The 26,538-nt window shown below is 68.4% G+C and carries 25 protein-coding genes, 2 tRNA genes and 1 pseudogene; 18 read left to right on the top strand and 10 right to left on the bottom strand.

Translation table 11 applies throughout. The annotated features are described in order from the left end of the window. Positions 1-17: 17 nt before the first annotated feature. The 12 genes from JVH1_RS18245 to JVH1_RS18190 all read left to right on the top strand — a co-directional run bounded on the left by JVH1_RS18245 (position 18) and on the right by JVH1_RS18190 (position 12,108). Positions 18-2,852 (top strand): sensor histidine kinase, encoded by a 2,835-nt coding sequence (locus JVH1_RS18245; protein ID WP_009476754.1) that lies wholly within the window; start codon positions 18-20, stop codon positions 2,850-2,852. Then, positions 2,849-3,265: a roadblock/LC7 domain-containing protein gene (locus JVH1_RS18240; protein WP_005249096.1), complete on the top strand. Its 417-nt coding sequence runs from the start codon at positions 2,849-2,851 to the stop codon at positions 3,263-3,265. The genes JVH1_RS18245 and JVH1_RS18240 overlap by 4 nt, the downstream gene beginning before the upstream one ends. A gap of 7 nt (positions 3,266-3,272) precedes the next feature. Then, positions 3,273-3,647 carry a DUF742 domain-containing protein gene (locus JVH1_RS18235; protein WP_009476755.1) on the top strand — a complete coding sequence of 125 codons (375 nt, stop codon included), beginning with the start codon at positions 3,273-3,275 and terminating at the stop codon, positions 3,645-3,647. 13 nt (positions 3,648-3,660) lie between these two features. After that, positions 3,661-4,212, top strand: coding sequence for an ATP/GTP-binding protein (locus JVH1_RS18230; protein ID WP_005249094.1), 552 nt, complete (start codon positions 3,661-3,663; stop codon positions 4,210-4,212). Positions 4,213-4,223: 11 nt separating this feature from the next. Next, complete coding sequence (locus JVH1_RS18225; protein WP_009476756.1) at positions 4,224-5,066, top strand: MHYT domain-containing protein; 843 nt, start codon at positions 4,224-4,226, stop codon at positions 5,064-5,066. Between the two features lie 151 nt (positions 5,067-5,217). Continuing rightward, positions 5,218-7,740, top strand: a complete 2,523-nt coding sequence (gene gyrA, locus JVH1_RS18220; protein WP_009476757.1) for a DNA gyrase subunit A — start codon at positions 5,218-5,220, stop codon at positions 7,738-7,740. Beyond that, positions 7,740-9,152 (top strand): DUF3566 domain-containing protein, encoded by a 1,413-nt coding sequence (locus JVH1_RS18215; RefSeq protein ID WP_043780309.1) that lies wholly within the window; start codon positions 7,740-7,742, stop codon positions 9,150-9,152. Before gyrA ends, JVH1_RS18215 begins: the two co-directional genes overlap by 1 nt. Positions 9,153-9,283: 131 nt before the next feature. Next, positions 9,284-9,357: transfer RNA gene (locus tag JVH1_RS18210), tRNA-Ile, on the top strand. A 120-nt stretch (positions 9,358-9,477) separates the two neighbouring features. Continuing rightward, positions 9,478-9,550, top strand: a tRNA-Ala gene (locus JVH1_RS18205). Positions 9,551-9,642: 92 nt separating this feature from the next. Further along, the gene (locus JVH1_RS18200; RefSeq protein WP_009476760.1) at positions 9,643-10,476 is read left to right on the top strand and encodes a siderophore-interacting protein; all 834 of its coding nucleotides are present in this window, start codon (positions 9,643-9,645) and stop codon (positions 10,474-10,476) included. A 19-nt stretch (positions 10,477-10,495) separates the two neighbouring features. Further along, positions 10,496-11,086, top strand: coding sequence for a chorismate mutase (locus tag JVH1_RS18195; protein ID WP_009476761.1), 591 nt, complete (start codon positions 10,496-10,498; stop codon positions 11,084-11,086). Positions 11,087-11,136: 50 nt separating this feature from the next. Next, positions 11,137-12,108, top strand: a complete 972-nt coding sequence (locus JVH1_RS18190; RefSeq protein ID WP_009476762.1) for a helix-turn-helix domain-containing protein — start codon at positions 11,137-11,139, stop codon at positions 12,106-12,108. On the opposite strand, the gene JVH1_RS18185 is transcribed toward JVH1_RS18190, so the two are convergent. Further along, a complete protein-coding gene (locus JVH1_RS18185) occupies positions 12,098-12,562 on the bottom strand; it encodes a hypothetical protein (RefSeq protein WP_009476763.1) in 465 nt (154 codons plus the stop codon). The two genes, JVH1_RS18190 and JVH1_RS18185, sit on opposite strands and share 11 nt — an antisense overlap. On the opposite strand from JVH1_RS18185, the pseudogene JVH1_RS18180 reads away from it, so the two are divergent. Both JVH1_RS18180 and JVH1_RS18175 read left to right on the top strand, forming a co-directional pair. Further along, positions 12,534-13,164: pseudogene (locus JVH1_RS18180) on the top strand (alpha/beta-hydrolase N-terminal domain-containing protein); the annotation flags it as partial. The gene JVH1_RS18185 and the pseudogene JVH1_RS18180 sit on opposite strands and share 29 nt — an antisense overlap. Positions 13,165-13,288: 124 nt before the next feature. After that, positions 13,289-13,795, top strand: coding sequence for an alpha/beta-hydrolase family protein (locus JVH1_RS18175; protein WP_009476765.1), 507 nt, complete (start codon positions 13,289-13,291; stop codon positions 13,793-13,795). Here JVH1_RS18175 and JVH1_RS18170 read toward each other — a convergent pair. Beyond that, positions 13,761-14,321: a hypothetical protein gene (locus JVH1_RS18170; RefSeq protein ID WP_009476766.1), complete on the bottom strand. Its 561-nt coding sequence runs from the start codon at positions 14,319-14,321 to the stop codon at positions 13,761-13,763. The genes JVH1_RS18175 and JVH1_RS18170 overlap by 35 nt on opposite strands. Before the next feature lie 100 nt (positions 14,322-14,421). On the opposite strand from JVH1_RS18170, the gene JVH1_RS18165 reads away from it, so the two are divergent. Both JVH1_RS18165 and JVH1_RS18160 read left to right on the top strand, forming a co-directional pair. Beyond that, positions 14,422-14,949: a peptidylprolyl isomerase gene (locus tag JVH1_RS18165; RefSeq protein ID WP_009476767.1), complete on the top strand. Its 528-nt coding sequence runs from the start codon at positions 14,422-14,424 to the stop codon at positions 14,947-14,949. Between the two features lie 13 nt (positions 14,950-14,962). After that, positions 14,963-15,880, top strand: a complete 918-nt coding sequence (locus JVH1_RS18160) for a rhomboid family intramembrane serine protease (protein ID WP_009476768.1) — start codon at positions 14,963-14,965, stop codon at positions 15,878-15,880. Here JVH1_RS18160 and JVH1_RS18155 read toward each other — a convergent pair. Both JVH1_RS18155 and crgA read right to left on the bottom strand, forming a co-directional pair. Beyond that, positions 15,874-16,332, bottom strand: a complete 459-nt coding sequence (locus JVH1_RS18155; RefSeq protein WP_009476769.1) for a PH domain-containing protein — start codon at positions 16,330-16,332, stop codon at positions 15,874-15,876. The genes JVH1_RS18160 and JVH1_RS18155 overlap by 7 nt on opposite strands. 67 nt (positions 16,333-16,399) lie before the next feature. Next, a complete protein-coding gene (gene crgA / locus JVH1_RS18150) occupies positions 16,400-16,663 on the bottom strand; it encodes a cell division protein CrgA (RefSeq protein ID WP_005249082.1) in 264 nt (87 codons plus the stop codon). A 119-nt stretch (positions 16,664-16,782) separates the two neighbouring features. On the opposite strand from crgA, the gene JVH1_RS18145 reads away from it, so the two are divergent. Continuing rightward, positions 16,783-17,484 (top strand): DUF881 domain-containing protein, encoded by a 702-nt coding sequence (locus JVH1_RS18145; RefSeq protein ID WP_009476770.1) that lies wholly within the window; start codon positions 16,783-16,785, stop codon positions 17,482-17,484. Positions 17,485-17,539: 55 nt separating this feature from the next. After that, positions 17,540-18,193, top strand: coding sequence for an aminodeoxychorismate/anthranilate synthase component II (locus JVH1_RS18140; RefSeq protein ID WP_009476771.1), 654 nt, complete (start codon positions 17,540-17,542; stop codon positions 18,191-18,193). 59 nt (positions 18,194-18,252) lie between these two features. On the opposite strand, the gene pknB is transcribed toward JVH1_RS18140, so the two are convergent. Genes pknB through JVH1_RS18110 form a run of 6 tightly spaced genes read right to left on the bottom strand, consistent with a single transcriptional unit; the run spans position 18,253 to position 26,419 of the window. Then, positions 18,253-20,172, bottom strand: a complete 1,920-nt coding sequence (gene pknB, locus JVH1_RS18135) for a Stk1 family PASTA domain-containing Ser/Thr kinase (RefSeq protein ID WP_011596278.1) — start codon at positions 20,170-20,172, stop codon at positions 18,253-18,255. Then, positions 20,169-21,551, bottom strand: a complete 1,383-nt coding sequence (locus JVH1_RS18130; RefSeq protein WP_043780311.1) for a protein kinase — start codon at positions 21,549-21,551, stop codon at positions 20,169-20,171. Before JVH1_RS18130 ends, pknB begins: the two co-directional genes overlap by 4 nt. Before the next feature lie 2 nt (positions 21,552-21,553). Then, positions 21,554-23,041, bottom strand: a complete 1,488-nt coding sequence (locus tag JVH1_RS18125; RefSeq protein WP_009476772.1) for a penicillin-binding transpeptidase domain-containing protein — start codon at positions 23,039-23,041, stop codon at positions 21,554-21,556. Beyond that, positions 23,038-24,492 carry an FtsW/RodA/SpoVE family cell cycle protein gene (locus tag JVH1_RS18120; protein WP_009476773.1) on the bottom strand — a complete coding sequence of 485 codons (1,455 nt, stop codon included), beginning with the start codon at positions 24,490-24,492 and terminating at the stop codon, positions 23,038-23,040. Before JVH1_RS18120 ends, JVH1_RS18125 begins: the two co-directional genes overlap by 4 nt. Beyond that, positions 24,492-25,958 carry a PP2C family serine/threonine-protein phosphatase gene (locus JVH1_RS18115; protein WP_009476774.1) on the bottom strand — a complete coding sequence of 489 codons (1,467 nt, stop codon included), beginning with the start codon at positions 25,956-25,958 and terminating at the stop codon, positions 24,492-24,494. The genes JVH1_RS18120 and JVH1_RS18115 overlap by 1 nt, the downstream gene beginning before the upstream one ends. Beyond that, a complete protein-coding gene (locus JVH1_RS18110; protein ID WP_005249074.1) occupies positions 25,955-26,419 on the bottom strand; it encodes an FHA domain-containing protein in 465 nt (154 codons plus the stop codon). The genes JVH1_RS18115 and JVH1_RS18110 overlap by 4 nt, the downstream gene beginning before the upstream one ends. Positions 26,420-26,538 lie beyond the last annotated feature (119 nt).

Genomic DNA, 26,538 nt, shown 5'->3' with positions numbered 1-26,538 from the left:
TGGAAAGGAAGCGTGGGATGAGCGACGATTCGCCGCCCCGGGCAAAGTTCTGGGATATCGAGGGCTGGGGCCTGCGGTGGAAGGTCACCGCGGTTCTCGCAGTTCCCGTCACCGTCGCCATGGTGCTCGGCGGGCTCCGTGTGCAGGGCGAGCTGAGTAACGCCGTCCACTTCACCGAGGCGGCCGACCAGATCGTCGTCGTCCCGGACATCGTGGCCCTCGAGGCCTCGATGGGTACGGTGACCAGTGGTTACGCCTCGGGCACCCTCACCAAGCAGGACCGCGAGGACGCGGAAGCCCTGATGAACGACGTGTCCGAACAGGCCCGGAACCCCGAACTGGATCCGGCCGTCGCGAGTTCCATCAACCAGACCGTCTCGGACGGCCGCGCCCTCCTGAATCTGATGGATTCCCCGGGCGTCGCCACCGACCTGCTCGCGGAACGCCAGCGCGCGTTCGCCGCGGACTTCATCCGCGAAGTGGACGACATCGTTCGTCCCATCGAAGACAGCGAAGTCGTCGACAAGGGCTACCAGCTGACCAACGCGTGGCAGGCGCAGCGTCGTCTGTTCGACCAGGCCATGGGCCTCGTGATCGTGAAGGACGTCTACGCCGCTCCCGACGGACGGGAGAAGGCCCGCACGGGCGACATCCCCACGTCGGCCGTCATCGCGGCCGCAGGCGCCGAATCGAGCCTCCTCGACGTCCTCGACCGGTATTACCCCAAGGGGGATGCCCGTCTCGAGACGCTGCGAAACAACATCAACGACCGCAACGCCCTCATCGACCAGGGCCTCGCGGACGCGGCGCGTGGCGGGATGCTGCCCATCCTGCAGCTGCGCTCCTCGCTCATCGCGAGCCGTGACGTCTACCAGGAGCTGACCAGCGAAGCGGCGAAGGACATCGCATCCACCGTGCAGGTCCGCGCGGCCGAGACCCGGTCCGCCGCGCTGCGTGACACGGCGATCGTCCTCGGTACCCTGCTCGCCGCGCTCGTCCTCGCGCTCCTCGTGTCGCGGTCGCTGATCGGTCCGATCCGCCGCCTGCGGTACGGCGCGCTGAAGGCCGCCCGCCGCGACCTTCCGGAGGCGATCGAGCAGATCAAGGCCAGTGACGATCCGCGGGCTCTGTCGTTCGAGCCGGTGGCCGTGCACTCCTCCGAGGAGATCGGCCAGCTCGCCCGCGCCGTGGACGACATCCACGGGCAGGCACTCAAGCTCGCCGGTGAGCAGGCACAACTGCGCCTGCAGATCAACGACATGTTCGAAACGCTCGCGCGCCGAAGCAAGTCGCTCGTCGACCAGCAGCTCGGCCTGATCGAGAATCTCGAGTTCGAGGAGAAGGATCCGAAGCGACTCGAGAGCCTGTTCCGGCTCGACCACCTGGCCGCGCGTATGCGCCGGAACGGTGAGAACCTGCTGATTCTGGCCGGCACCCGCGTGCGTCGTTCGCAGGCGGCACCGATCCCGCTCGGCGACGTGCTGCGTGCCGCGATCTCCGAGGTCGAGGACTACCAGCGTGTGCAGATGGGTGCGACCCCCGAGGGCGCGCTCAGCGGCACCGTCGTCACGGACGTCGTGCACTTGCTCGCCGAACTCGTCGACAACTCGCTGCGCGCTTCGCCGCCCGACACGGTGGTGACGTTCAGCTTCGCTCGCGCCGTCGACGGCGGGGTGCTGCTCGAGATCGCGGACCGCGGTATCGGTATCCCGGCCGACGACATGCGCGCCGTCAACGAGCGGCTGGCATCGGGTGGTGAGGTCGGTCCCGAAACCGCCCGCCACATGGGTCTGTTCGTCGTGAGCCGGCTCGCGAAGCGTCACGGCCTGACCGTGCGCCTGCGGTCGACGTTCGACACCGCCCGCAACCCGGGTGTGACCGTGAGCATTCACATCCCGAATGCGCTGATCGTGTCGCAGGCCGCCCGGCAGGACACGGGACCGCAGCGGAAGATCCCCGCGGCACCGGTCCGGACCGCCATTCCGGCACCCGCGGCCCCTGCACAGCGCAAGGACAACGGACAGCAGCCGGCAACCCGCAACGGACTGCCGACCCGCACCCCGTCCACGCCTCCGCCCGCGCCGAGCCCGGCACCTGCGGGCGCGGTGACGACGGCGTCGGGCACGAGCCTGCCCCGACGTCAGCCCGGTGCCAGTGGCATCGCGGCCGGCGCGGGATCGTCGGCCGGGGCGCCGGCCGCGCAGTCCCAGGACACCGTCAACGTCCGCGGATCCGGGGCGATGCCGAAGCTGCCCGTGCGGCGGCCGAAGGCAGCGACCTCGGAGACGGCACCGGCGCAATCGCAGCCGCAGCACGCACCGCACGCACCCCGCAGCGAGAACCGCATCGAGGCGCGGACCGCGGAGCAGCCGGCGCCCCCGTCGTCGAACGGCGACGACCAGGCACCGGTGCGGCACCGCTACCGCACCAACTCGGCGAAGACCGCGTCGTTCTTCCAGTCGCGGATCGATCCGCCACCAGCCGAGACCACACCTCGGCCCGGCGGCGGCACCCCGATCTTCTCCGACATGGTGTCCGACTGGCTGACCGATCCGACCGGCGCCGAAGGCGCACCCGGAGTCTGGCATTCCGCCGGCGACGCCGGATGGTCGGCCGCGGAACGGATCAGCGAGACTCCCGTCGAGGTCGACCCGGAGATCGGACTGCCGAAGCGGCGTCCCGGCGACCGGCTGGTTCCCGGCACGGTCGAAGGCGCGCACAATACGGGGACACTGCGCCGGGTGCGTGACCCTGAGACAATTCGCGCCAATCTCAGTCGTCACCAGCAGGGCGTCCGAAACGGCAGGGCCACGAGGCTCGCGGAACGTAACAGCATTGAAGGAGACCGATGAACACCGCTCATGGATCCGACGTCACGCGACCGCTCGACTGGTTGGTGTCGAACTTCGCCAGTGACGTGCCCGGTGTCTCCCACGCCGTGCTCGTGTCCGCGGACGGTCTCCTGATGGCAGCCAGCGCCCATCTCCCCATCGACCGGGCCGAGCAGCTGGCCGCGGTGACCTCGGGGCTGGCCAGCCTGTCGGCCGGTGTGTCCCGGTTGTTCGAAGGCGGCGGAGTGCTGCAGTCGGTGGTCGAGATGCAGCACGGGTACCTGCTGCTCATGAGCGTCGGCGACGGCTCGCACCTCGCGACCCTCACGGACGCCGAGTGCGACATTGGGCAGGTCGGCTACGAGATGGCGATCCTGGTCGACCGCGTCGGGGCATCGGTGCAGGCCACGGCCCGCACCCCGCAGGGTCTCTGACCAGCCCATGCTCATGAACGACCACCACTCGGAGCAGCCGGGCCCGAACATCGTGCGCCCGTACTCGCTGACGTCGGGCCGGACCCGGCCTGCGGTCGAGCTCGCGCTCGAAGCGTTGATTCAGGCACTGCCGCAGTCGGTGGACCGGCAGTGGGAACTCGACGACGTCAACGCGGCGATCGTCGCGTTGTGTCAGCAGTCGCCTTCGGTCGCCGAGATCGCCGCCCGGGTGGGCGTCCCCCTCGGAGTGGCACGCGTCCTGGTCGCCGACCTGGTCGAGGCCGGTCATCTCCAGATCCTGGCCACCCTGAAGGAAGACTCGACCGACTCCGAACGTCGTGAACTCATCGAAAGGGTCCTCAGTGGACTTCGCGAAATCTGATCCCCGCAATCGGGTGACCTCGACCAAGATCGTGATCGCCGGCGGGTTCGGCGTCGGCAAGACCACACTGGTCGGGGCTGTCTCCGAGATCGTCCCGCTTCGCACCGAGGCGCTCGTGACCAACGCCAGCGACGGCGTCGACAACCTGGCTGCGACACCGCAGAAGGGCACGACCACCGTTGCCATGGACTTCGGTCGCATCAGCCTGGCCGACGACCTCGTGCTGTATCTGTTCGGTACCCCCGGTCAGCACCGGTTCTGGTTCATGTGGGACGACCTGATCCGCGGTGCCATCGGTGCGATCGTCCTGATCGACACCCGCCGGCTGGACGAGAGTTTCGCGGCCGTCGACTTCTTCGAGGCCCGGCAGCTGCCGTTCCTCGTCGCGATCAACGAATTCGACGACGCCCCGCGCTACCCCATCGAGGACATCCGTGCGGCCCTCGCGATCTCCGAGGACGTGCCGATCATCCCGATCGACGCGCGTGACCGGGAATCGGCGAAACGCGCACTGGTCGCGATCACCGAATACGCACTGACCAAGCTCCACACGGCCGCGTACTGAGGATTCGAAACATGTCGGACGACTTGCAGCACTTCTCCATGGGCACGTGGATCGTTGCCCTCGCCGCGGTCACGGCGTTCATCGGCGTCTTCGTCGGTATCGCCAGCGCCCGCAAGGCGGTGACCGCGCCGAACCCGAGACAGCGGTACCTCTGGCTGGCGTGGGGTGCGCTGTCCATCGGCGGCATCGGCGCCTGGCTGCCGCACTACATCGCGATGGTCGGATTCGAGGTCTACGGCAGTGTGGTGCGCTACGACGTCCTGTGGATCGCGGTCTCGTTCGTGGTGCCCGTCGCGGCCGCCGCGGTGGCGTTGCTGATCATCAGCCCGCCGCCCACGAAACACCGGCTGCCGAGCGCATCGGTGGAGATCGGCCGCCTGGCAGGCGGTGCGGTGCTCCTCGGCGTCGGCTTCACCGGAATGGACCTCGCGATCGTCGCCTCCCTCGAGATCCAGGGTTCGGTGGACTCCGACATCGTGCTGACGGCGGCGTCCGCCGTGATCGGCCTGGTCGTCGGCGCCGGAATCATGTGGTCGATCTCGGCCCTCGAGTCCCGCACGCTGCGACTCGTGGCGTCGGTGATCGTGGCGGCCGGACTGGTGGCCATGCACTACACCGGCGTATTCGGGCTGAGCGTCACCGTCGACCCGTCCGTGGCGCGCCCGGACGGTCTCGAAGTGTTCTCGATCCTGTTCCCCGTCTTCGTGCTGGGCATGCTCGTCGTCACGATCCCGATCACCGCCCTGCTGATGGCGCCCGACCGCGTCGCCGCCGAGCTCGAACTCGAGGCCGACATGCTCGCCGCCGAATCCCTCGCCGCCGAAACCCAGGGCAGGGAGCTCGAACTCCAGTAGAACGGACGACTCCTGCGGCACCGATTCATGAGCGCACCCGAGTCCTTCACCCTCACAGCTGACCTGCACCTATAGACTCGGGTGGTTGCGCGACGTCGTGCAGGACCGCGAGTCCGCGAGGAGACGTCAAGCCGAGTAGAAGAAGGAGCTCATGACTGACACAACGTTGCCGCCGGAGGGACCGGGGCACGACCGCATCGAGCCCGTCGACATTCAGCAGGAGATGCAGAGCAGCTACATCGATTACGCGATGAGCGTGATCGTGGGCCGTGCGCTGCCCGACGTGCGCGACGGCCTCAAGCCGGTGCACCGCCGCGTTCTGTACGCGATGTACGACAACGGTTACCGGCCCGATCGCGGTTATGTGAAGTCTGCGCGACCGGTCGCCGAGACGATGGGTAACTACCACCCCCACGGTGACGCCTCGATCTACGACACGCTCGTGCGCATGGCCCAGCCGTGGTCGCTGCGGTACCCGCTCGTCGACGGCCAGGGCAACTTCGGTTCCCGCGGCAACGACGGCGCCGCCGCGATGCGATACACCGAGTGCCGGCTCACCCCGCTGGCCATGGAAATGCTGCGTGAGATCGACCACGAGACGGTTGATTTCACCCCGAACTACGACGGTCGTACACAGGAACCGTCAGTTCTCCCCAGCCGTATCCCCAACCTGTTGATCAATGGTTCCGGCGGCATCGCCGTCGGTATGGCCACCAACATCCCGCCGCACAATCTGCGGGAGGTCGCCGAAGCCATCTACTGGGCGCTCGAGAACTGGGAAGCCGACGAGGAGTCCACCCTCACCGCGGTCATGGAACGCGTCAAGGGACCCGACTTCCCGACGCACGGCCTGATCGTCGGCGGCCAGGGCATCCACGACGCCTACACCACCGGACGCGGTTCGGTCCGCATGCGCGGTGTGGTGGAGATCGAGGAGGACGCCAAGGGGCGCACCACGATCGTCATCACCGAGCTGCCGTACCAGGTGAACCCGGACAACCTGATCACGTCGATCGCCGAGCAGGTGCGCGACGCGAAGATCGCCGGCATCTCCGACATCCACGACGAGTCCTCGGACCGCGCGGGTATGCGCATCGTCGTCACCGTCAAGCGTGACGCGGTCGCGAAGGTCGTGCTCAACAACCTGTACAAGCACACCCAGCTGCAGACCAGCTTCGGCTGCAACATGCTGTCCATCGTCGACGGCGTGCCGCGCACCCTGCGCCTCGACCAGATGATCCGGCTGTACGTCGCCCACCAGGTCGAGGTCATCCGCAGGCGCACCGAGTACCTGCTCCGCAAGGCCGAGGAACGCGCTCACATCCTGCGCGGACTGGTGAAGGCGCTCGACGCCCTCGACGAGGTCATCGCGCTGATCCGGGCGTCGCAGACCGTCGACATCGCACGGGCCGGCCTGATCGAACTCCTCACCGTCGACGAGATCCAGGCCGACGCGATCCTCGCGATGCAGCTGCGTCGTCTCGCCGCCCTCGAGCGTCAGAAGATCATCGACGAACTCGCCGAGATCGAGCGGGAGATCGCCGACCTCAAGGACATCCTCGAGAAGCCCGAGCGTCAGCGCCGGATCGTCCGCGACGAGCTGAAGGAGATCGTCGACAAGCACGGCGACGACCGCCGCACCCGCATCATCGCCGCCGACGGTGACGTGGCCGACGAGGATCTGATCGCCCGCGAGGACGTCGTCGTCACGATCACCGAGACCGGCTACGCCAAGCGCACCAAAACCGACCTGTACCGCTCGCAGAAGCGCGGCGGCAAGGGCGTGCAGGGCGCCGGACTGAAGCAGGACGACATCGTCTCGCACTTCTTCGTCAGCTCCACGCACGACTGGCTGCTGTTCTTCACCACGAAGGGCCGCGTCTACCGGGCCAAGGCGTACGAGCTGCCGGAGGCGAGCCGCACGGCCCGCGGACAGCACGTGGCCAACCTGCTCGCGTTCCAGCCCGACGAGCGCATCCAGAGCGTCATCCAGATCAAGACCTACGAGGACGCCCCCTACCTGGTTCTCGCCACCCGCAACGGTCTGGTGAAGAAGTCCAAGCTCACCGACTTCGACTCGAACCGCAGCGGCGGCATCGTCGCCATCAACCTGCGCGGCGAGGACGAACTGGTCGGCGCGGTGCTCTGCTCCTCCGACGACGACCTGCTGCTCGTCTCCGCGCAGGGACAGTCGATCCGCTTCTCCGCAACCGACGAGGCGCTGCGTCCGATGGGCCGCGCCACGTCCGGTGTCCAGGGCATGCGATTCAACGGCGACGACGAACTGCTGTCGCTGAACGTCGTGCGCGAAGGCACCTATCTGCTGGTGGCGACGTCGGGTGGCTACTCGAAGCGCACCGGTATGGAGGATTACCCGGTCCAGGGTCGCGGCGGAAAGGGTGTACTCACGATTCAATACGACAAGAAACGTGGCACCCTGGTCGGAGCGCTCATCGTGAACGACGACGACGAGCTCTACGCGATCACGTCGGGCGGTGGCGTCATCCGCACCGCCGCCAAGCAGGTCCGCAAGGCCGGTCGGCAGACCAAGGGCGTTCGGTTGATGAACCTCGGGGAAGGCGACACCCTGCTCGCGATCGCGCGCAATGCCGACGAACCCGACGAACCCGACGACAACGCCGAGAGCAGCGGCAAAGGAGCTAAGGAGTCCTAGTGAGCACTCCCAACCAGCCAGGCAGTGACCGGCAGAACCCGGGTTCCGCCAATCAGGCGAAAACCGAGCAGCAGGCCTCCCGCACTCCCGAGAACGGGTCGGCGCGACCGAACCCGCAGCAGGGTTCCGCGCCGCAGGGGCCGCAGGCGTCCGCCGGTCGTGGTCCCGCTCAGGCGGGGCCGGCTGCCCGGCCGGGCGGTGCTCCCGACGCGAGACCGGATCGGCAGGCTCCGGCCGATCCGGCCCGGTCTCCGTCGACGCCCCAGCATCAAGGTCCGCGCACGCAGACGCCGCAGGGGCGGTCCGTGCCGCCGCAGCAGGGTCACGCTCCGAATCAGCAGGCTCCCGGGCATCAGGGCCCGCCGCAGCAGGCGCCCGGCAACCGGGCTCCCACGGGTGGTGCTCCCACCGAGGGTGCGCAGTCCATTCGGGGGAACCAGGCTCCGCCGTGGCAGCGGGGAATGCAGCGGGAGCCGCAGACCAACCTGAAGCGGCCCGTGCAGGGCGGGGCCGGTGCCAAGCAGGCTCCGCGCCCGGAGGGTCAGCCGAACGCGTCCAACGGCGCGGGCACAGCGGCTGCAGCGGGTGCCGCGGCAGCGAAGGCTCCCGGCGGCCAGGACGTTCAGAAGCCGCAGACCGCTCCGACGCAGAAGACGCAGCAGCCCCAGGCACAGGGTCAGCGACCCCAGGGAGCGCAGAACGCGGGTGCTCCCACCCAGGCCGTGCCCACCCAGAAGGCGCCCGCACAGAACCCGTCGGCGCCGGCGAAGGGCCAGCCCGCGCCCAAGCAGGGTTCCGATCGCACACCGTCCTCGACCGCGGCCACGGCAGCGGTCGGTGCGGTGTCCGGCGCAGCCGCGGCCGGTGCCGTGACGCAGCGGGAAGCCGCGAAGGCGAAGGCATCCGCAATCGACGGACCCACCCGGCACATCAACCGGGACGTGCTCCCCAAGGACATGCCGGACCTGTCCGAGGCCAAACATCCCCTGCCCGGGGCGGCGGCCACGGGTCAGCAGCCGAAGATCGCCGTGGCGCCGCAGCGGGTCGAGGAGGGTGAGGCGCTCCGGGCGACGGTGCAGGTCCGCAAGATCGATCCCTGGTCGACGCTGAAGATCTCGTCCGTCATCTCGGTGTCGCTGTTCTTCGTGTGGATGGTGGCCGTCGGTCTGCTGTACGTCGTCCTGGACGGGATGGGCGTGTGGGACCGGCTGAACAACGCGTTCACCGATATCGTCGCGGAGTCGAGCTCTGACGGGCTCGTGACGGCCGGGCAGGTCTTCGGATACGCCGCCGTCATCGGTCTCGCGAACATGGTGTTGTTCACCGCGCTGGCGACGATCGGCGCGTTCATCTACAACCTGTGTTCGGACCTCGTCGGGGGCGTCGAAGTGACGCTGGCCGACCGGGACTGAACGCGGAAAACGACGGGGGCTGAGCTGGGAAAAGAGCGTCTCGCCGGGCCGGTTTTGGTAGTTGCCGGTCCGGTGGGGTAATCTTCCGACTCGGTTCAGGGAACTGCGCGAGATGAGTTTCCAGACTTCAGGGGCCTATAGCTCAGGCGGTTAGAGCGCTTCGCTGATAACGAAGAGGTCGGAGGTTCAAGTCCTCCTAGGCCCACTCCTGGTGCCGGTGAAAGGTCATTCGCATGAAGGTCCTCCTGTTTGTGGGAGCCGGAGTGCTGGTGGCGATCGGACTGTCCAAGTTGCTTCGCGGCAACGAGGTGTGGCACGAGGTAACGGGGCCTTAGCTCAGTTGGTAGAGCGCTGCCTTTGCAAGGCAGATGTCAGGAGTTCGAATCTCCTAGGCTCCACAGGTACGAATACAGAACGGTGTGCCCCGGACTCGGAAGAGTCCGGGGCACACTGCTGTGCGGACCAGAGTGTGTGAGGTTACCCTTACTTTATGACCGCACTCGACCCCGGAGCCCGTGAACGCCTCGACCCGCACAGCCGCGTCGTATCCCACCACCGGACCGGTAAGGGAACCGCACGCATCGGCTACCCGATCGGAGTCCGCACGGTCACGGTCCGTACACGCGAGTACGTCACCCCCCGCATGGTGCGCCTGACGATCGGGGGCCCCGGACTCGACGGATTCCACACCTATCAGGCCGACGATCACGTGAAGATCGTGTTCCCCGATCCGGACGGCACCCGCCGCGTGCCCGTCGTGAACGACGCGATGATGCTCGACTGGCCGCGACCGCTCCCGACCACGCGGAAATACACCGTCCGCCGCTACGGCGCCGACGCCCGCGAACTCGACCTGGACTTCGTGCTGCACGACGGAGGGCTCGCGTCCTCCTGGGCGACGACGGTCGCGATCGGCGACGAGGTGACCATCGCCGGGCCGCCCGGCGCCAAGGCATTCGCCCACAACTTCGACCACTACGTCTTCGCGGTCGATTCCACCGCGCTGCCGGCGGTCGCGCGGTGGCTCGACGAGTCCCCGGCCGACGTCTCGGCGCACGTGGTGATCGAGACCGACGACGACGTCGAGCACGGATACCCGCTGGCCGTGCGCGAGCACGTCGACGTGACGTGGCTCGTTCGCGACGGCAGCGAGTCCGCCCTGGCGTCGACGGTGCAGTCGCTCGCGCTGCCCGATCGCCGCCCCTTCCTGTTCGCGGCAGGCGAGGCGAATGACATCAAGCCGTTGCGCGCGTGGAGCCGGGACCGGATGGATTCGCTGTTCACCGGGTACTGGAAACGCGGAGTCGCCGGGCTGGACGACTGACCGGCCCTACACTCGCACCATGACCACGGTCCGGCCCGCACTCGCCCGCCGCACTGCGGTCGCCGCGGTGATGCTCGCGATGTCGACGGCAGGCGGTACCGCGCCAGCGAGCGCGCACACCCGGCCACTGGAACCGATCGCCCTGGCGGTCTCGCTGCGCCTCGCGACGGCCGACACGGTGGCGGCGGCCAAGTGGGGCACGCCGTCACCGATCGACGATCCCGCGCGCGAGGCACAGGTCCTGGGTGCGGTCGCCGCGCAGGCGGCCGACGAGGGCCTGAGCGCGGGGCGGGTGCAGCAGATCTTCCGGGACCAGATCGAGGCCAACAAGGAGGTGCAGCGCGCCCTCTTCGGCTGGTGGAGCGTCGCACCCGGCGCGGCGCCGACCGTCCGGCCCGACCTGACGCAGGTTCGTCCCGTGATCGACCGCCAGAACACGGACATTCTGCTGCAGCTGCGGGAACAGGAGGCCGTGCTCGCCGGTCCCGGCTGTGTGCCCGCTCTCGTCGATGCCGCGGTCGCGGTGGCTGCCGAACAGCGTCTCGACCCACTGCATCAGGCCACGCTGGCGCGTGCGCTCGTGTCGATCTGCGGGCCGGTCCGCGAATGACTGGCCGTTCCGACATGGTCCGGCAAGATGTTGCCATTTAGACTGGGGGCATGATCTCCAAGGTCGCGACGCTCCTCCTCGACCGTGTCTCGATGTTCGAGTTCGGGGTGGTCTGTGAAGTGTTCGGCATCGACCGCACCGAACACGGGGTTCCGCCGTTCGAATTCCGGATCTGCGGGATCCGTCCGGGCGAACCGCTCGCGTCGATCACGCCGGGACTGACGCTGTCCGCCGACCACGGACTGGACTCCCTGCGCGACGCCGATCTCGTCGTGGTCCCGCCGCCGGGGGCTCAGTCCGACTTCCCGGTGGAGGCGCTCGACGCGGTGCGCGGCGCCGCGGATGCCGGGGCCATCGTCCTCAGTCTGTGCTCGGGTGTCTTCCTGCTCGGTGAGGCCGGGCTACTGGACGGGCGCAAGTGCACCACGCACTGGGAGTACGTCGAGGAACTGGCCACCCGGTTCCCGACCGCGACCGTCGACCCCGACGTTCTGTTCGTCGACGAGGGCAACCTCGTCACCAGTGCGGGTACCGCGGCCGGCATCGACGCCTGCCTGCACGTGGTGCGTCGGGAACTCGGTTCCACCGTCGCCAACACGATCGCCCGCAGGATGGTCGTGCCGCCGCAGCGCGACGGGGGACAGCGCCAGTTCATCGAGCAGCCGGTGGTCGCGTGCACGTCGGACAGCCTGAGCGAGACGATGGCGTGGATGAGCGAAAACCTCGAGTTGCCGCACACGATCGACGAGCTCGCGGCCCGCTCGTCCATGTCGACGCGCACGTTCGCCCGCAAGTTCGCGGCCGAGACGGGCACCACCCCCGTGAAGTGGCTGACGACGCAGCGAGTCCTGTACGCGCAGCAGCTGCTCGAGGGCACCGACCTCGGTCTCGAGGCGATCTCGAGACGCAGCGGATTCGGGTCCGGCGCCCTTCTGCGCCATCACTTCAACCGAGTGGTCGGCGTCGCGCCCGCCGACTATCGGCGCCGGTTCGGCTGCAACACGGCCGAACTCACGCGATAAACGTGCCGATGGCGGGGTTCGCCTGGCAGATCGGGCTGCTGCCGAAGTTGATCGATCCGAACGCCGTCGCCACCACGTTCCCGACGCCGGTGTTCACCGTCGCCGACAGGAAGGGGTAGACGCCGCCGAGGTTCACGATCCCCGAACGTCCGCTGTCGGTGTTGACCCAGGCAACGGTGACCTGCGCGGCCGCCGGTATCGGCGGCGCGGCGGGGCGGGACTCGAAACGGATGTCGCCGTCGGCGAGGGGCGGTGACGCCTCCGGCCCGGACTGTCCGGTGAGCGCCGTCAACGACATCAGGCTGCCCTGGTTCGGACATCCGATGGTCAGGGCCGGTCCGCCGAACGGGTGGGGCGGATCGGCGCCGGCGGGGCCGGCCGTCAGCAGAGCCGTGGCGGCGGCGATCGGAAACGTGACGACGGCGATGCGGTGGACGATACGTCTGGCGGTCATGTCTGCTCCTCGGAACGGATCCTCGCGCTGGTGCGCATCTGCCTGCGGGATACCCCTGGTACAAGCCGTGAAACGAAGACAGGACACCAGGACGCTTGTCCACCCAGGATTCGCAGATGCCGGAGACCGCACCGTCCGTCCCCTCCCGATTGCGGGACACGTCCGTGCGGTACGCGCGGTCGCTCCACCCCGTCGGATCGGGTGGTGGACCCTGCTCGGCGCCGCCGTCATCCTCGTTCCGACCTTCCTGGTGCTGGGGTCGTGGTGGCAGCAGATCGTCCGCGATCTGGTCGGTGCCGATCGCGCGAACCGCACCTATTACCTGCTGATCCTCGTGATCTCGTTCGCCGTCGCGGCACTGCTGCTGGCCGCGGGCAGAGGACTCCGCACTGTCGCGGCCACTCACCGCCGTCGGGTTGCGCTACGTCCCCGCACCGATCGCGAAAATCGCGAGTGTCGTCGTGCTCGTCGCCGTCCTGTTCTTCGTCGTCAACGGCGCCCTCTACGCGGCCCTGCTCGCCCTCGCCAACGGCAGCCTCGCCGTCGCCGACCACGACACGGCCGCAGGCGTCACCCAGCCCACCGCGCCGGAACGGTCGGGCTCACCGGACTCGGCGGAACCGTGGGATTCACTGGGCAAGGAGGGGCACACGTTCGTCGCCGCTCACGCCGATCCGCGCGTACGCGGGCCACTCCGCGGGCACCGTCGAGGAGGTCGCGCATCACGTGGTGGCCGAACTGAAACGCACCGGCGCCTACGACCGCGCTGTTCTGGCCGTCGCCACGACGACCGGTCGCGGCTGGGTCAACCAGGACGTCGCGTCCTCGCTCGAGTACCTGAGCGACGGCGACACCGCCATCGCGTCGATGCAGTACTCGTTCCTCCCGAGCCCACTCGCGTTCATCGCCGACCGGGAGACATCGATGGTGGCAGGCAGGGCGCCGCTCGAGGCCGTCTACGCCGAATGGGCTGCGTTGCCGCAGGAGTCGCAGCCGAAACTGGTGGTGTTCGGCGAGAGCCTCGGTTCGTACGGGGGACAGGCCGCGTTCGCCGGCGGCCAGGACATGCTGGCCCGCGTCGACGGCGCGCTGGGGACGCCCCACTTCACCGAACAGTGGACCCGGATCACCGAGAACCGCGACCCCGGGTCGTTCCAGCGAATCCCGGTGATCGAGGACGGCACCGAGCGAGCGCGCGCTACTGGCCGGGGAGTGACGGATCGGTTGGCGTGAGGGGCTTCGTCGCCGTGGGCGGTGTGGGCTGCTGCTTGTCCGCACTGTCGAGGTCGCGCAGGTTCGGGGGAGCGGATGCGACGCGCGGCTGCTCGCGCCGACGGCTCCTGACGAACACCGCGCCCCCGGCGACGGCGGCGCCGAGCAGGACGACGATCGCGATGCGACGGCCCTTCCGCGACTTCTTCTCCTCGACCGGTGCTACGGCCGAGGTCAGGGGACGAACGACATCCTGGGCGACCTTCTTCACCGGCACGGTCCGGGCGCGTTCGTAGCCCTTCTTGGCCAGTGAGGCCCCCTGACGGCCGAGGAACACACCGAGCTGGCCGGCACCGCGCGCCGTCGCGATTGCCGCCGAGCGTGCGTAGCGCCGCGCCTGATCGACAGCCTCGGATTCCTTGACGCGGGAAGCCGAATCCTCGACGTGCGCCAGAGCGGTCTCGACTCGTTCGGACACCTGCTCCTGCAGGGTCTCGGCGCGTTCGGTCGGAAGCAGATTCGTGAGGGACTTCGTCGCTCGTGTCATGTCCCCACTTTGTCACAAGAACCGGGAGCACGAACCGATCCGAAGTACTCGAGTCACCGCGGCGGAACCACACGGAACCCCACAATGGCAACATGGTGGTGTGACTTCACCTCATCAGACCGCAACCGCAACGCTGCACACCAACCGCGGCGACATCAAGATCGCGCTGTTCGGCAACCACGCGCCCAAGACCGTCGAGAACTTCGTCGGCCTCGCCGACGGTTCGAAGGACTACAGCACCACCAACGCCGGTGGCACCGACTCCGGACCGTTCTATGACGGCGCCATCTTCCACCGCGTCATCGACGGATTCATGATCCAGGGCGGCGACCCCACGGGCACCGGCGCCGGCGGCCCGGGCTACAAGTTCGGCGACGAGTTCCACCCGGAACTGCAGTTCGACCGCGCGTACATCCTGGCCATGGCGAACGCCGGCCCGGGAACCAACGGTTCGCAGTTCTTCATCACCACCGGCCCGACGCCGCACCTCAACCGTCGCCACACCATCTTCGGTGAGGTCGTCGACGAGGAATCGAAGAAGGTCGTCGACGCCATCTCGACCACCGCCACCGATCGCGCGGACCGTCCGCTCGAGCCGGTCGTGATCAACAGCGTCACCATCGCGTAGGGAACTGCAGCACATGACCAACCCCGGCTGGGGCGGTGCCGCGAACGAGGGCACTCCGCCCCAGCCGCGGTGCGTCCGCCACCCCGATCGCCCCACTGCGCTGTCGTGCAATCGGTGCGGTCGTCCCGCGTGCCCCGAATGCCTGCGCGAAGCGGCTGTCGGCTACCAGTGTGTCGATTGCGTCGCCGCCGGACGGCGGGACGTCCGCCCGGTCCGTAACGTCGCCGGTGCCGTGACCACACAGCGTCCGACACCGCTGGTGACGTACATCCTGATGGCCGCGAACGTCGGCATCTTCCTGATCACCGCGGCGCAGTCCCGCAGCATCATGCAGAACCAGGCCGGGTCGAAGCTCTTTGCGGACTGGGCGCTGTTCCCACCCGCTGTCGTGGACGGGCAGATCGTCCGCGTGCTGGGCAGCGGATTCCTCCACTTCGGCATCATCCACCTGGCCGTCAACATGTTCGCGCTGTGGGTGATCGGCCGCGACACCGAACTGGTCCTCGGGCGTGCCCGCTACGCCTGCGTGTACTTCGCGTCGCTGCTCGGCGGTTCCGCCGCGGTGATGCTGTTCCAACTCGGCGCGGTCACCGCGGGTGCGTCGGGTGCCGTCTTCGGACTGATGGGCGCCCAGGCCGTCATCCTCCTGCGTCTGCGACGCAGCCCCGCACCGGTCATCTCGGTGATCGCCATCAACGTGATCATCAGCATCACGATCCCCGGCATCTCACTGTGGGGGCATCTCGGCGGCCTGGTCGCCGGAGCCGCGGCCACCGCGGGAATCCTCTACGGGCCCCAACTGCTGGGCGTCGGGAACAACCGGGAGAAGGCCGTCACCGTCGGTTGGGTCTGCCTCGGCGTCGTGATGCTGGTGCCGCTCGCCGTCATCGCGATCCGCACCCTGCAGCTGCGCGCGAGCTTCGGCTACTGACCCCGGCCCACCAGACGGTGCACCGCGAGCGCATCGAACACGTCCTCCGGATTGGTGCCGAGATCCCACCGGCCGAAGATCAGGAGTCGTTCGGTGCCGTCCTCGGTGCGGACGTCGATCTCGAGCATCGGCACCCGGCGGCCCAGCCGGGGATAGCGGACGAGCCGCGCGCGTTCGATCTCCGACCGGGCATACCCGTGGCGGCCGCTCAGCCGGTTCACCACGATCCCGCCGCCTTCCTTGTCGACGGCGAGGCGCGGGCGTTGCCGGAGCGCGGACGCGGCGGTCAGCAGCAGCCCGAGGGCGGCGACGCACACGAGGACACGGCCCGCCGGCTCGGTCGACACGGAAAGTCCCGCTACCCCCAACGCGACTCCGCCCGCGGCGAGAGCGATCACCGCGGCGAGGGGCGTCGACCACTCCAGCGGTGCCTCGTCAGCAGACATCAGCACTCGACCTGCGGCTATCCACAGGGGTTGTCCACATTGGGGATGAATGACATCTGTGTAATTGTGATGGTCAACGCCAGCGCATCGTCATGATCAGACCGACCACCATGAAGCCGAATCCGATGAGGAAGTTGTAGGCACCGAGGTTGTTCATCCACTCGAGCTGGTCGGCGGCCAGGTAGTAGACGAGCAGCCACACCAGGCCCACCAGCATGAACCCGAGCATCACCGAGACGTACAGGGTGCTCGAGGGGCCGGCCTTCACCTTCACCGGGGTGCGGCTCGCAGGGTTGATCGTGTAATCGGTCTTCTTTCGGACCTTCGACTTCGGCATGACGTCCTCGTTCGTGCGGCTCAACAGGAATGGGGGCAGGTAGATTCGGAAATACCTGCGTGTGTACACGCTAACGTAGCCGCGATTCGCGCGGCGAGGACGAGGGGACGGAAACACCGGTGACCAGGTCGATCTTCTGGCGGATCGCGGTGCTGGTGGTGTGTCTCGTGGCCGGTCTGCTGGTGGCAACCACCCGTCAGGTGTCGCACGGCAACGAGATCCGCGCCGGCGATTCCACCCGACTGTCCGACCTCGTGCGCAACGCCCAGTCCGAGACCGACCAGGTGGCCGAGACCCGCGACCGGCTGGCGGCGCAGGTCGAATCGCTGCAGCAGGACGCCGCCGCGTCCGACAGCGGTGTCGCGCAGGCGCTCGCCGACAGCAAGGCGCTCGCCACGGATGCCGGACTCACGCCGATGACCGGTCCCGGCGTCACCGTCACACTCACCGACGCACCCCGCGACGCGGACGGCAAGTACCCCGTCGACGCGTCGCCGGACGATCTCGTCGTCCACCAGCAGGACGTCCAGAGTGTGCTGAACGCACTGTGGGTGGGCGGTGCCGAGGCGATCAGCATGCAGGACCAGCGGATCGTCAACACGTCGGCGCCGCGCTGCATCGGCAACACCCTGCTGCTGCACGGTCGCACGTACAGCCCGCCCTATGTGATGTCGGCGATCGGGGACCCCGCGCGACTGGAGGCGGCGCTCGCCAACGAACCCGGAATCCGGGTATTCAAGCAGTACGCGACGCGATTCGGCCTCGGCTACTCGGAGGCGGCGTCCGGCCAATTGTCCGTGCCCGGTTACGCGGGGCACTGAGCCCGAACGGTCCCCGGCCGTGCAGGGTACGAGGCGGGCAGAATACCCTGCTTCCATGAGGATTCTCGTCGTCGACAACTACGACAGCTTCGTGTTCAACCTGGTCCAGTACCTCGGACAGCTGGGAACGCGGGCCGTGGTCTGGCGCAACGACGATCCGAACCTCACCGGGCCCGACGCCGTCGCGGCGGCAGCGGCCGAGTTCGACGGCATTCTGCTGAGCCCGGGCCCGGGCACACCGCAGCGGGCAGGCGCGACGATGGACCTGGTCACGGCATGCGCCGCCGCCAGGACGCCGCTCCTCGGGGTGTGCCTCGGACACCAGGCGATCGGAGCCGCGTTCGGCGCCACCGTCGACCGGGCACCCGAACTCCTGCACGGCAAGACCAGCGTCGTCCACCACGCCGGCGAGGGCGTTCTCGTGGGTCTGCCCGACCCGTTCACCGCCACCCGCTACCACTCGCTGACCGTCCTTGAAGACACCATCCCGGACGAACTCGAGGTCACCGCCCACACCGACAGCGGCATCGTGATGGCGATGCGGCACCGCGAACTGCCGATCCACGGCGTCCAGTTCCACCCGGAGTCAGTGCTCACCGAAGGCGGGCACCGCATGCTCGCCAACTGGCTCACCGTCTGCGGCGAAGCCCCGAAGGAATCCCTCGTCGCCACCCTCGAGACCGAGGTCGCGCAAGCATTGGGCGCGTAGCGCCCGTGAGTGGTTGACGAGTCCAGAGACTCCTCAACACGCACGGGTGGCGGAGCCGCCTACCGCGGGATGCCCAGCGCGCCGACACCGACGGAGACGACACCGTTCTTGGTGATCTCCGATCCCGGCGGCTGTTCCTGGCTGATGATCTTGCCGACCATCTCCGGGTCCAGGGTGGACGTCTGCGTCTGATTCAGCGAGCTCGACGACCCGCTCCAGCCGGCGCTGCGCAGTTCGGCGAGCGCCTGCGACACGGTCTTGCCCGTCAGGTCCGGCATCTCGATGTTGTTGCCGTTCGACACCCGGATCTGGATGGTGTCACCCTTGGCTGCGGTGGAGCCGCCGACGGGATCGGTGGAGACGACCTGGCCCTTCGGCGCACCGGAGTCGATGTTCTGGATCTGCGCCTTGAAACCGGCGCCCTCGATGTTCGCCTGCGCGACCTCGACCTTCTGACCGGTCACGTCGGGGATGCGGATCTGCTCCGGCCCGGTGCCCAGCGTGACGGCGACTTCGGAGTCGAGGGAGATGCTCGCCCCGGAGGACGGGTTCTGGTCGATCACCTTGTCGACGTCGGATACGTCGGACGGTGCGCGTGCGACGGCGGTGTCGAGCCGCAGTCCCACCGCGTTCAGCTCCTGCTGGGCTTCCTGCTGGGTGAGGCCGGCGAGCCGCGGGACCTTCACCTGTTCGGGGCCCGACGACACCTCGAGGGTGATGGTGCTGCCCTCGTCCACCTGTACGCCGCCGACGGGCCGGGTGGTGATGACATTGCCGGTCGCCACGACGGCGTCCGGTTTCTGTTGCCGGGCGACGCGGAAACCGAGGTTCTGCAGTGTTGTCTCGGCGTCGTCCGCGGCCTGGTTCGTGACGTCCGGCATGGTCACCTGATCGGCCTTCGAACCCGGTCCCACGGACCACAGGAACGCGCCGACGACGCCGACGACGATGAGGGCGCCCAGCGCCATCAGCGCCACCCGCATCGGGTTCTTCTTCTTGTCGGGCTCGCCGCCGTCCGTCTTCGACGCGGTGGCCGGGGTCGGCGACTGCTGGCGCCGGTAGTTCCCCGCGCCGGTGTCGACGGCACCGAGGATCGTGGTGCGGTCCTCGTCGCTCATGACCATAGGCGCGCTGGGGCGCTGCCCGCCGAGCACCCGGACCAGGTCGCTGCGCATGTCCGCGGCGGTCTGGTAGCGGTTGGCGGGGTTCTTGCTCATCGCCTTGAGGATCACCGAGTCGAGCTCACGCGGAATGTCCGGGTTGACCGCGGACGGTGTCTGCGGGTCCTCCCGCACGTGCTGGTATGCGACCGCGACCGGGGAGTCACCCTTGAACGGGGGTTCGCCGGTGAGGATCTCGAACAGCACGCACCCGAGGGAGTACACGTCGGAGCGGGCGTCGACCTGCTCGCCGCGGGCCTGCTCGGGCGACAGGTACTGGGCGGTGCCGATGACGGCGGCCGTCTGCGTCATGGGGCTGGACGCGTCGGAGATCGCTCGCGCGATGCCGAAGTCCATCACCTTCACCGCACCCGCACGGTTGATCATCACATTGGCGGGTTTCACGTCGCGGTGCACGATGCCGTTGCGGTGGCTGAAGTCGAGCGCCGCGCACACGTCCGAGATGACTTCCATCGCGCGGCGCGGTGCCATCGGGCCCTCGCTGCGCACGATGTCCCGCAACGTGTCGCCGTCGACGTACTCCATCACGATGTACGGCAGCGGTCCCGCTTCGGTTTCCGCCTCGCCGGTGTCGTAGACGGCCACGATCGCCGGATGGTTCAGCGCCGCCGCGTTCTGCGCCTCGCGGCGGAACCGGAGGTAGAACGTGGGGTCGCGGGCCAGGTCGGCGCGCAGGACCTTGATCGCGACGTCACGGCTGAGTCGGACGTCGCGGGCGAGGTGGACCTCGGACATGCCACCGAAGCCGAGAATCTCACCCAGCTCGTAGCGTGAGGAGAGGTTGCGCGGTGTCGTCATGGCAGTCCTTGTGGGGTCGGAGTAGTTGACTCCTCCGACGTGGTCGTCGTGGTCGTCGTCGTGGGTGCGGTGGTGGTCGTGGTGGTAGTCGTCGTCGGCTCTGTCGTCGTCGTGGTCGGCGGCTGGGTGGTGGTCGTCGTGAACGGCTCGGTGGTGGTCGTCGTGTACGTCGGCTCGGTGGTGTACGTCTGTTCCTCGGTCGTCGTGGTGGTCGTCGGCCGCGGTGTCGTCGTGATCGTCCGCAGCGAGGACGTAATCGCCGGCGACGTCGGTTCCTTCGTGTCACCACCGTCGAACAGGACGAGCGCGAGCCCGATGATCGCCGCCAGCAGGAGCAGGCCGCCCGCACCCCAGGCCACGGCCTTCTGGCCGCTGGTCAGTCCGCCCTTCTTGCCGTCACCGTTCGAGTCGTCCGGCGGCACCTGCCCGGTGACCGGTCCCGCGTATGCGGTCTGCGAGGGCGGCATCACCTGGGTTGCACCGGTCATCGGCGGGGGCAGCACCCGCGCCGCCCCGGTACCCGACACGCCGGGCGGCGGGGGACGCCTGCCCGCCCGGACCGCCGCGACCGCGTCGGCGAACTCTCCGCCACTGGCGTAACGGGTGCTCGGATCCTTCGCGATCGTGATGTCGATGAGTTCGCGGATGTTGGGCGGCAGGTCGCTCGGCAACGGTGCCGGCGCCTCCTGCACGTGCTTCATCGCGACGGTGATGGCGCCGTCGCCGACGAACGGGCGACGTCCGGACAGCGCCTCGTAGCCGACGATGCCGAGGGAGTACACGTCGCTCGCCGCGGTCGCGTCCTGTCCGAGCGCCTGCTCGGGGGCGATGTACTGCGCGGTGCCCATCACCATGCCGGTCCGCGTGATCGGCGAGTTCTCCACGGCCTTCGCGATGCCGAAGTCGGTGATCTTCACCTGGCCGGTGGGGGTGATCAGGATGTTGCCGGGCTTCACGTCGCGGTGCACCACGCCGGCGTCGTGCGCCACCTGCAGCGCCCGGCCGGTCTGCTCGAGCATGTCCAGGGCGTGCGGCACCGCGAGACGGCCCACCCGCGAGAGGACGGCGTTGAGCGGCTCACCGTTGACGAGTTCCATCACCAGGTAGGCGGTGGAATCGCCGGTGGCGTCGCGGACCTCGCCGTAGTCGTAGATTCCGGCGATACCGGAATGGTTCAGCTGCGCGGTGGTACGCGCCTCGAAACGGAAACGTTCGACGAATTCCGGGTCGGACGAGAACTCGGACTTCAGTACCTTCACCGCGACACGACGGTTGAGCCGGTTGTCCGTCGCTTCCCAGACCTGTCCCATTCCGCCCGTGGCGATGAGCCGGATCAGACGGTATCGATTGGCGATCAGCGCGCCGTTGTTCAGTGCCACAATCAGCCCCCTTGTAGTCCGGCTGCGATGACGGCACGGCCGATAGGTGCAGCCACCGAGCCGCCGGTTGCGGCCAGTGCACGATCTCCGCCGTCCTCGACGATGACCGCGATGGCCACGGTCGGGTTCTGGGCGGGTGCGAATCCGATGTACCAGGCGTGGGGCGGGGTGTTCCGAGGGTCGGTCCCGTGCTCGGCGGTGCCCGTCTTGGACGCGATCTGGACGCCCGGGATCTTGCCTTCGCCGCTGGTGTTGTTCTCGGAACCGATCATCAGGTCGGTCAGGGTGGCCGCCACCTGGGACGACATCGCCTGGCCTTCGGACACCGGGTTGGTGGTCGCGAGGTTGGACAGGTCCGGCCCCTGCAGTTCGGACACCAGTTGCGGTTGCATCCGCACGCCACCGTTGGCGACGGTAGCCGCGATCATCGCGTTCTGCAGCGGAGTGAGCGCGACGTCACGCTGGCCGATACTGCTTTGGCCGAGTGCGGCGTCGTCGGGGATCGACCCGATCGTGCTGTCCGCGACGGGGAACGGGACGCCGGGCATCTGCCCACCGATGCCGAGCGCGCTGGACTGGTCGCTGACGGCGTCGGTGCCGGTCTTCACACCGAGTTCGACGAACGCCGTGTTGCAGGACCGCGCGAACGCCTCACGCAGCGACGCGGTGGGGGCGCCGCCACACGTGGAGCCGTTGTAGTTCTCGAGCGTCGTCGACGTGCCGGGAAGGGTGATCTGCGGGGCCGCGGTCAGCTGGGTGTCGGGGGTGGTTCCGGCGGCGAGCGCGGCGGCGGTCACCACCACCTTGAACGTGGAGCCGGGCGGGTACGTCTGCGACACCGCGCGGTTGATCAGCGGCTTCTCCGGGTCGGCGTTCAGGGCCTCCCATGCCTGGGTGGTCTCGGTGCCGTCGTGGCTGGCGAGCGAGTTGGGGTCGTAGCTCGGGGTGCTGACCATCGTGAGGATGCGTCCGGTGCCCGGTTCGATCGCGACGACCGAACCGGTGTAACCCTTCGCCGTCAGCTGGTCGTACGCCACCTGCTGCATGACCGGGTTGATGGTGGTCACCACGTTGCCGCCGCGCGGGTCGCGCCCGGACACCAGGTCGAAGAAGCGGCGTCCGAACAGCCGGTTGTCGGAACCGTTGAGGACCGGGTCCTCGGACCGCTCCAGACCGGTGCTGCCGTACTGCATCGAGTAGAAACCGGTGACCGGTGCGTTGGCGAGCGGGCTGGACGGTGCCGCCGGGTTCGGCGGGTAGGTGCGCAGGTACTTGTAGCGGTCGTCGGTCGGGACGGACGCCGCGAGCACCTGGCCGGCCGCCGAGATCTGGCCGCGCTGACGCGAGTACTCGTCGAGCAGCACGCGCGAGTTCCGCGGATCGGCCCGCAGGTTGTCCGCCTTGATGACCTGGACGTAGGTGGCGTTGGCGAGGAGGGCGACCACCATCACCATGACGGCGATCGCGACGCGACGCAGAGGTGTGTTCATGAGCGCGGCACCATCTCGGTCGGGGCGTCGGCGATGGGTGCGGGGCCCTTCTTCTTCGGGACGGCCGGCTCACGGGCGGCGTCGGAGATCTTGATCAGGATCGCGAGAAGGAGATAGTTGGCGAGCAGCGACGACCCACCGTAGGACATGAACGGCGTCGTCAGACCGGTGAGGGGGATCAGCTTGGTGACGCCGCCGACCACCACGAACACCTGCACAGCGATCGTGAACGACAGACCGGCCGCGAGGAGCTTGCCGAAGCTGTCGCGGACGGCCAGCGCGGTGCGCAGACCGCGGATGACGAGGATCAGGAACAGCATCAGGACGGCTGCGAGCCCGATCAGACCGAGCTCCTCACCGATCGTGGCGACGATGAAGTCGGTCTTCGCGAACGGCACCTGGGCGGGTCGTCCGCTGCCGAGTCCCGTTCCGGCCACGCCACCGGTCGCGAGCCCGAACAGCGACTGCGAGATCTGGTAACCGGTGTTGTTGTAGTCGGCCAGCGGATCGAGCCAGGTGCTGACGCGGACCCGGACGTGGCCGAACAGCTGGTAGGCGAAGAAGAAGCCGATTCCGAGAAGCCCGACGCCGATCAGCAGCCACCCGACGCGCTCGGTGGCGATGTAGAGCATCACCAGCACGGTGCTGAACAGCAGCAGCGACGTGCCGAGGTCCTTCTCCAGGACCAGCACACCCACCGACACCATCCACGCGACGAGGATGGGGCCGAGGTCGCGGGCGCGGGGGAGGTCGATGCCGAACACGTGCTTGCCTGCGGTGGTGAACAGGTCGCGCTTCGCGACCAGCACCGACGCGAAGAAGATGATCAGGAGGATCTTCGCGAACTCACCGGGCTGAATGCTGAAGCCAGGGAGGCGGATCCAGATCTTCGCGCCGTTCACCTCGGAGAAGCTGGACGGCAGGATCGCCGGGATGGCGAGGAACACCAGTCCGGCCAGGCCCAGCGTGTAGCTGTAGCGGGCCAGGAGGCGGTAGTCCTTGAGCAGCACCAGCACGGCAACGAAACCGGCGATGGCCAGCGTCGTCCACAGCACCTGCTGGTTGGCGTCCGGCGACGGGACGGGCAACCCGAAGTAGGCGGCGGACTGTGCGTCGGCGAGGTCGAGTCGGTGGATCAGCACCAGTCCGAGGCCGTTGAGCAGCGCGACGATCGGCAGGATCAGGGGGTCGGCGTACGGCGCGAACCGGCGCACCGCGAGATGCGCGATCAGAAACAGCGCCGAGTAGGCGGCGGCGTACTTGGCGAGGTCCCAGGTGATGCTCTGTTCCTGGCTGGCCTCGACCAGCACCAGCGAGATCGTCGTGATCAGGATCGCGAAACCGATCAGGATCAGCTCGGTGCCCCGGCGCGTCGACTGGACGGGGGCTGGCGCGAACCCGCCGGGGGGACTGGGAAACTGCGCCCCCGGTGATGCACTTGCGACCGACATCAGCTAGCCGTCCTGCAGTTCTGACCGGGAACCTGGGTCACGGTCGGCGCCGGGGTGGCGGTCGGAGTCGGGGGTGTGGCAGGCGCCGGAGCGGGCGGTACCTCCGCCGGGGGAACAGGCGCGGGCGGCGGCGTGGTCTCCGGGACGGGAGCCGGAGTCGGTGCCGGAGTGGTCGTGGTCGTGGTCGTGGACGACTCCGACTCGCAGACCGGGAGCAGATCGTTCTGGGCGAGCCGCGTCATCTGGTTGCGGACGTCGTCGAGCTTGCCCGAGGGCAGCCCGGCACGCACCTGCTCGCGGGCGGACGGCTGGAGGTCGTCGACCTCGAGGATGGTGCACCCGTTGGGTGATTCGGTCGGCGACATCAACGTCAGGTCGCCGGCATCGCTCACACAGCCGACGAGATTCGCTTCCTGCAGCGAGTAACCCAGCACCGAGCCGGGAACTCCGCGCAGCACGGTCACGCGTTCGCCGTCGGCGCCGACGTAGTAGTTGTTGCGGACCAGAGCCCGCCCCACGAAGGCAGCGACGGCGACCACGACGATCAGACCGAGCGCGAGCGCAGCCCACCACATGCGGTGACGCTTCTTCTTCGTCGGCGGTTCCTCGACCTGCGGGACGACCCGCTTCGGGGTGGCCCGCGGCGGACGCATCGCGGCGGCGCGACCCGCGGCCGTGTTGGGCGGCGGTGTGTCCTCTTCGTCGTCGGCGGAGGCGGCACCGGCGACGATGGGGTGGCTCTGCCCGTAGTCGAGGTCGATGACGTCGGCGACGACGACCGTCACGTTGTCCGGGCCGCCGCTGCGCAGGGCGAGTTCGATGAGCCGGTCGGCGCACTCGTCCTGCGAGCCCTCACGCATCGTGTTCTCGATGGTCTCGTCGCTGACCACGTCCGACAGCCCGTCGGAGCACAGCAGGTAACGGTCGCCTGCGCGCGCCTCGCGGACCGTCAGCGTCGGCTCGATCTCGTTGCCGGTGAGGGCGCGCATGATCAGCGACCGCTGCGGGTGGGTGTGCGCCTGCTCGGCGGTGATCCGTCCCTCGTCGACGAGGGACTGCACGAACGTGTCGTCCCGGGTGATCTGCGCGAGGGAGTCGTCGCGGAGCAGGTAGGCGCGGGAGTCGCCGATGTGGACCAGCCCGAGCTTGTTGCCGGAGAACAGGATTGCGGTGAGCGTGGTGCCCATGCCGTCGAGTTCGGGGTCCTCCTCGACGTGGTCGGCGATGGAGTCGTTGCCCTCCCGGGTGGCGGCCTCGAGCTTGCCGAGAAGGTCTTCGCCGGGCTCGTCGTCGTCGAGATGCGCGAGGGCCGCGATCATCAACTGCGACGCGACCTCACCGGCCGCGTGACCGCCCATGCCGTCCGCGAGCGCCAGCAGGCGGGCACCGGCGTAGACGGAATCTTCGTTGTTGGAACGGACGAGGCCACGGTCACTGCGGGCGGCATAGCGGAGGACGAGGGTCACGGGCGCAACTCGATTACCGTTTTGCCGACCCGTACAGGGGTACCGAGCGGCACGCGGACAGATGTGGTGACCTTGGCGCGATCCAGGTACGTGCCGTTGGTCGAGCCGAGGTCTTCGACGTACCAGTCGGCGCCTCGCGGGGAGAGCCGAGCGTGGCGGGTGGAGGCGTAGTCGTCGGTGAGGACGAGGGTGGAGTCGTCGGCCCGGCCGATGAGGACGGGCTGGGTGCCGAGGGTGATGCGGGTGCCGGCGAGGCCGCCCTGCGTCACCACCAGATACTTGGCCGTCTTGGTCTTACCCAGCGACGGCAGGACGTTGCCGCTGCGCGAATATCGGGGCGGCACACGGACGCCGGATCCCGCGTAGATGTCGCCGCGCAACGCCCGCAGAACGGTCCACACGAAAAGCCACAGCAGAAGCAGGAAACCTGCTCGTGTGAGTTGCAGAATCAAACCTTGCACGGCAGTCCACCTCCTTCTGTGGCGGGAACGTTCGAGGTTCCAGCGTCTTTTTCTCGCAGCATCATATGGGCAACCCGCACCCTGGGATCAGGATACGGACAGCCCACAACGATACGGAG

It is taken from the genome of Rhodococcus sp. JVH1 (assembly GCF_000280725.2).
Lineage (GTDB): Bacteria > Actinomycetota > Actinomycetes > Mycobacteriales > Mycobacteriaceae > Rhodococcus_F > Rhodococcus_F jostii_A.
Note: the sequence above shows the minus strand (reverse complement) of the source record. Positions and strands in the feature narration are given on the sequence as shown.

Bases quoted from the DNA above. Each gene is read 5' to 3' on its own strand.
- JVH1_RS18190 (WP_009476762.1), top strand. From the start codon at position 11,137: ATGATCTCCAAGGTCGCGACGCTCCTCCTCGACCGTGTCTCGATGTTC.
- JVH1_RS18200 (WP_009476760.1), top strand. From the start codon at position 9,643: ATGACCGCACTCGACCCCGGAGCCCGTGAACGCCTCGACCCGCACAGC.
- JVH1_RS18195 (WP_009476761.1), top strand. From the start codon at position 10,496: ATGACCACGGTCCGGCCCGCACTCGCCCGCCGCACTGCGGTCGCCGCG.
- JVH1_RS18185 (WP_009476763.1), bottom strand. From the start codon at position 12,562: ATGACCGCCAGACGTATCGTCCACCGCATCGCCGTCGTCACGTTTCCG.
- pknB (WP_011596278.1), bottom strand. From the start codon at position 20,172: ATGACGACACCGCGCAACCTCTCCTCACGCTACGAGCTGGGTGAGATT.
- JVH1_RS18245 (WP_009476754.1), top strand. From the start codon at position 18: ATGAGCGACGATTCGCCGCCCCGGGCAAAGTTCTGGGATATCGAGGGC.
- JVH1_RS18235 (WP_009476755.1), top strand. From the start codon at position 3,273: ATGCTCATGAACGACCACCACTCGGAGCAGCCGGGCCCGAACATCGTG.
- JVH1_RS18125 (WP_009476772.1), bottom strand. From the start codon at position 23,041: ATGAACACACCTCTGCGTCGCGTCGCGATCGCCGTCATGGTGATGGTG.
- crgA (WP_005249082.1), bottom strand. From the start codon at position 16,663: ATGCCGAAGTCGAAGGTCCGAAAGAAGACCGATTACACGATCAACCCT.
- gyrA (WP_009476757.1), top strand. From the start codon at position 5,218: ATGACTGACACAACGTTGCCGCCGGAGGGACCGGGGCACGACCGCATC.
- JVH1_RS18225 (WP_009476756.1), top strand. From the start codon at position 4,224: ATGTCGGACGACTTGCAGCACTTCTCCATGGGCACGTGGATCGTTGCC.
- JVH1_RS18120 (WP_009476773.1), bottom strand. From the start codon at position 24,492: ATGTCGGTCGCAAGTGCATCACCGGGGGCGCAGTTTCCCAGTCCCCCC.
- JVH1_RS18170 (WP_009476766.1), bottom strand. From the start codon at position 14,321: ATGACACGAGCGACGAAGTCCCTCACGAATCTGCTTCCGACCGAACGC.
- JVH1_RS18240 (WP_005249096.1), top strand. From the start codon at position 2,849: ATGAACACCGCTCATGGATCCGACGTCACGCGACCGCTCGACTGGTTG.
- JVH1_RS18140 (WP_009476771.1), top strand. From the start codon at position 17,540: ATGAGGATTCTCGTCGTCGACAACTACGACAGCTTCGTGTTCAACCTG.
- JVH1_RS18160 (WP_009476768.1), top strand. From the start codon at position 14,963: ATGACCAACCCCGGCTGGGGCGGTGCCGCGAACGAGGGCACTCCGCCC.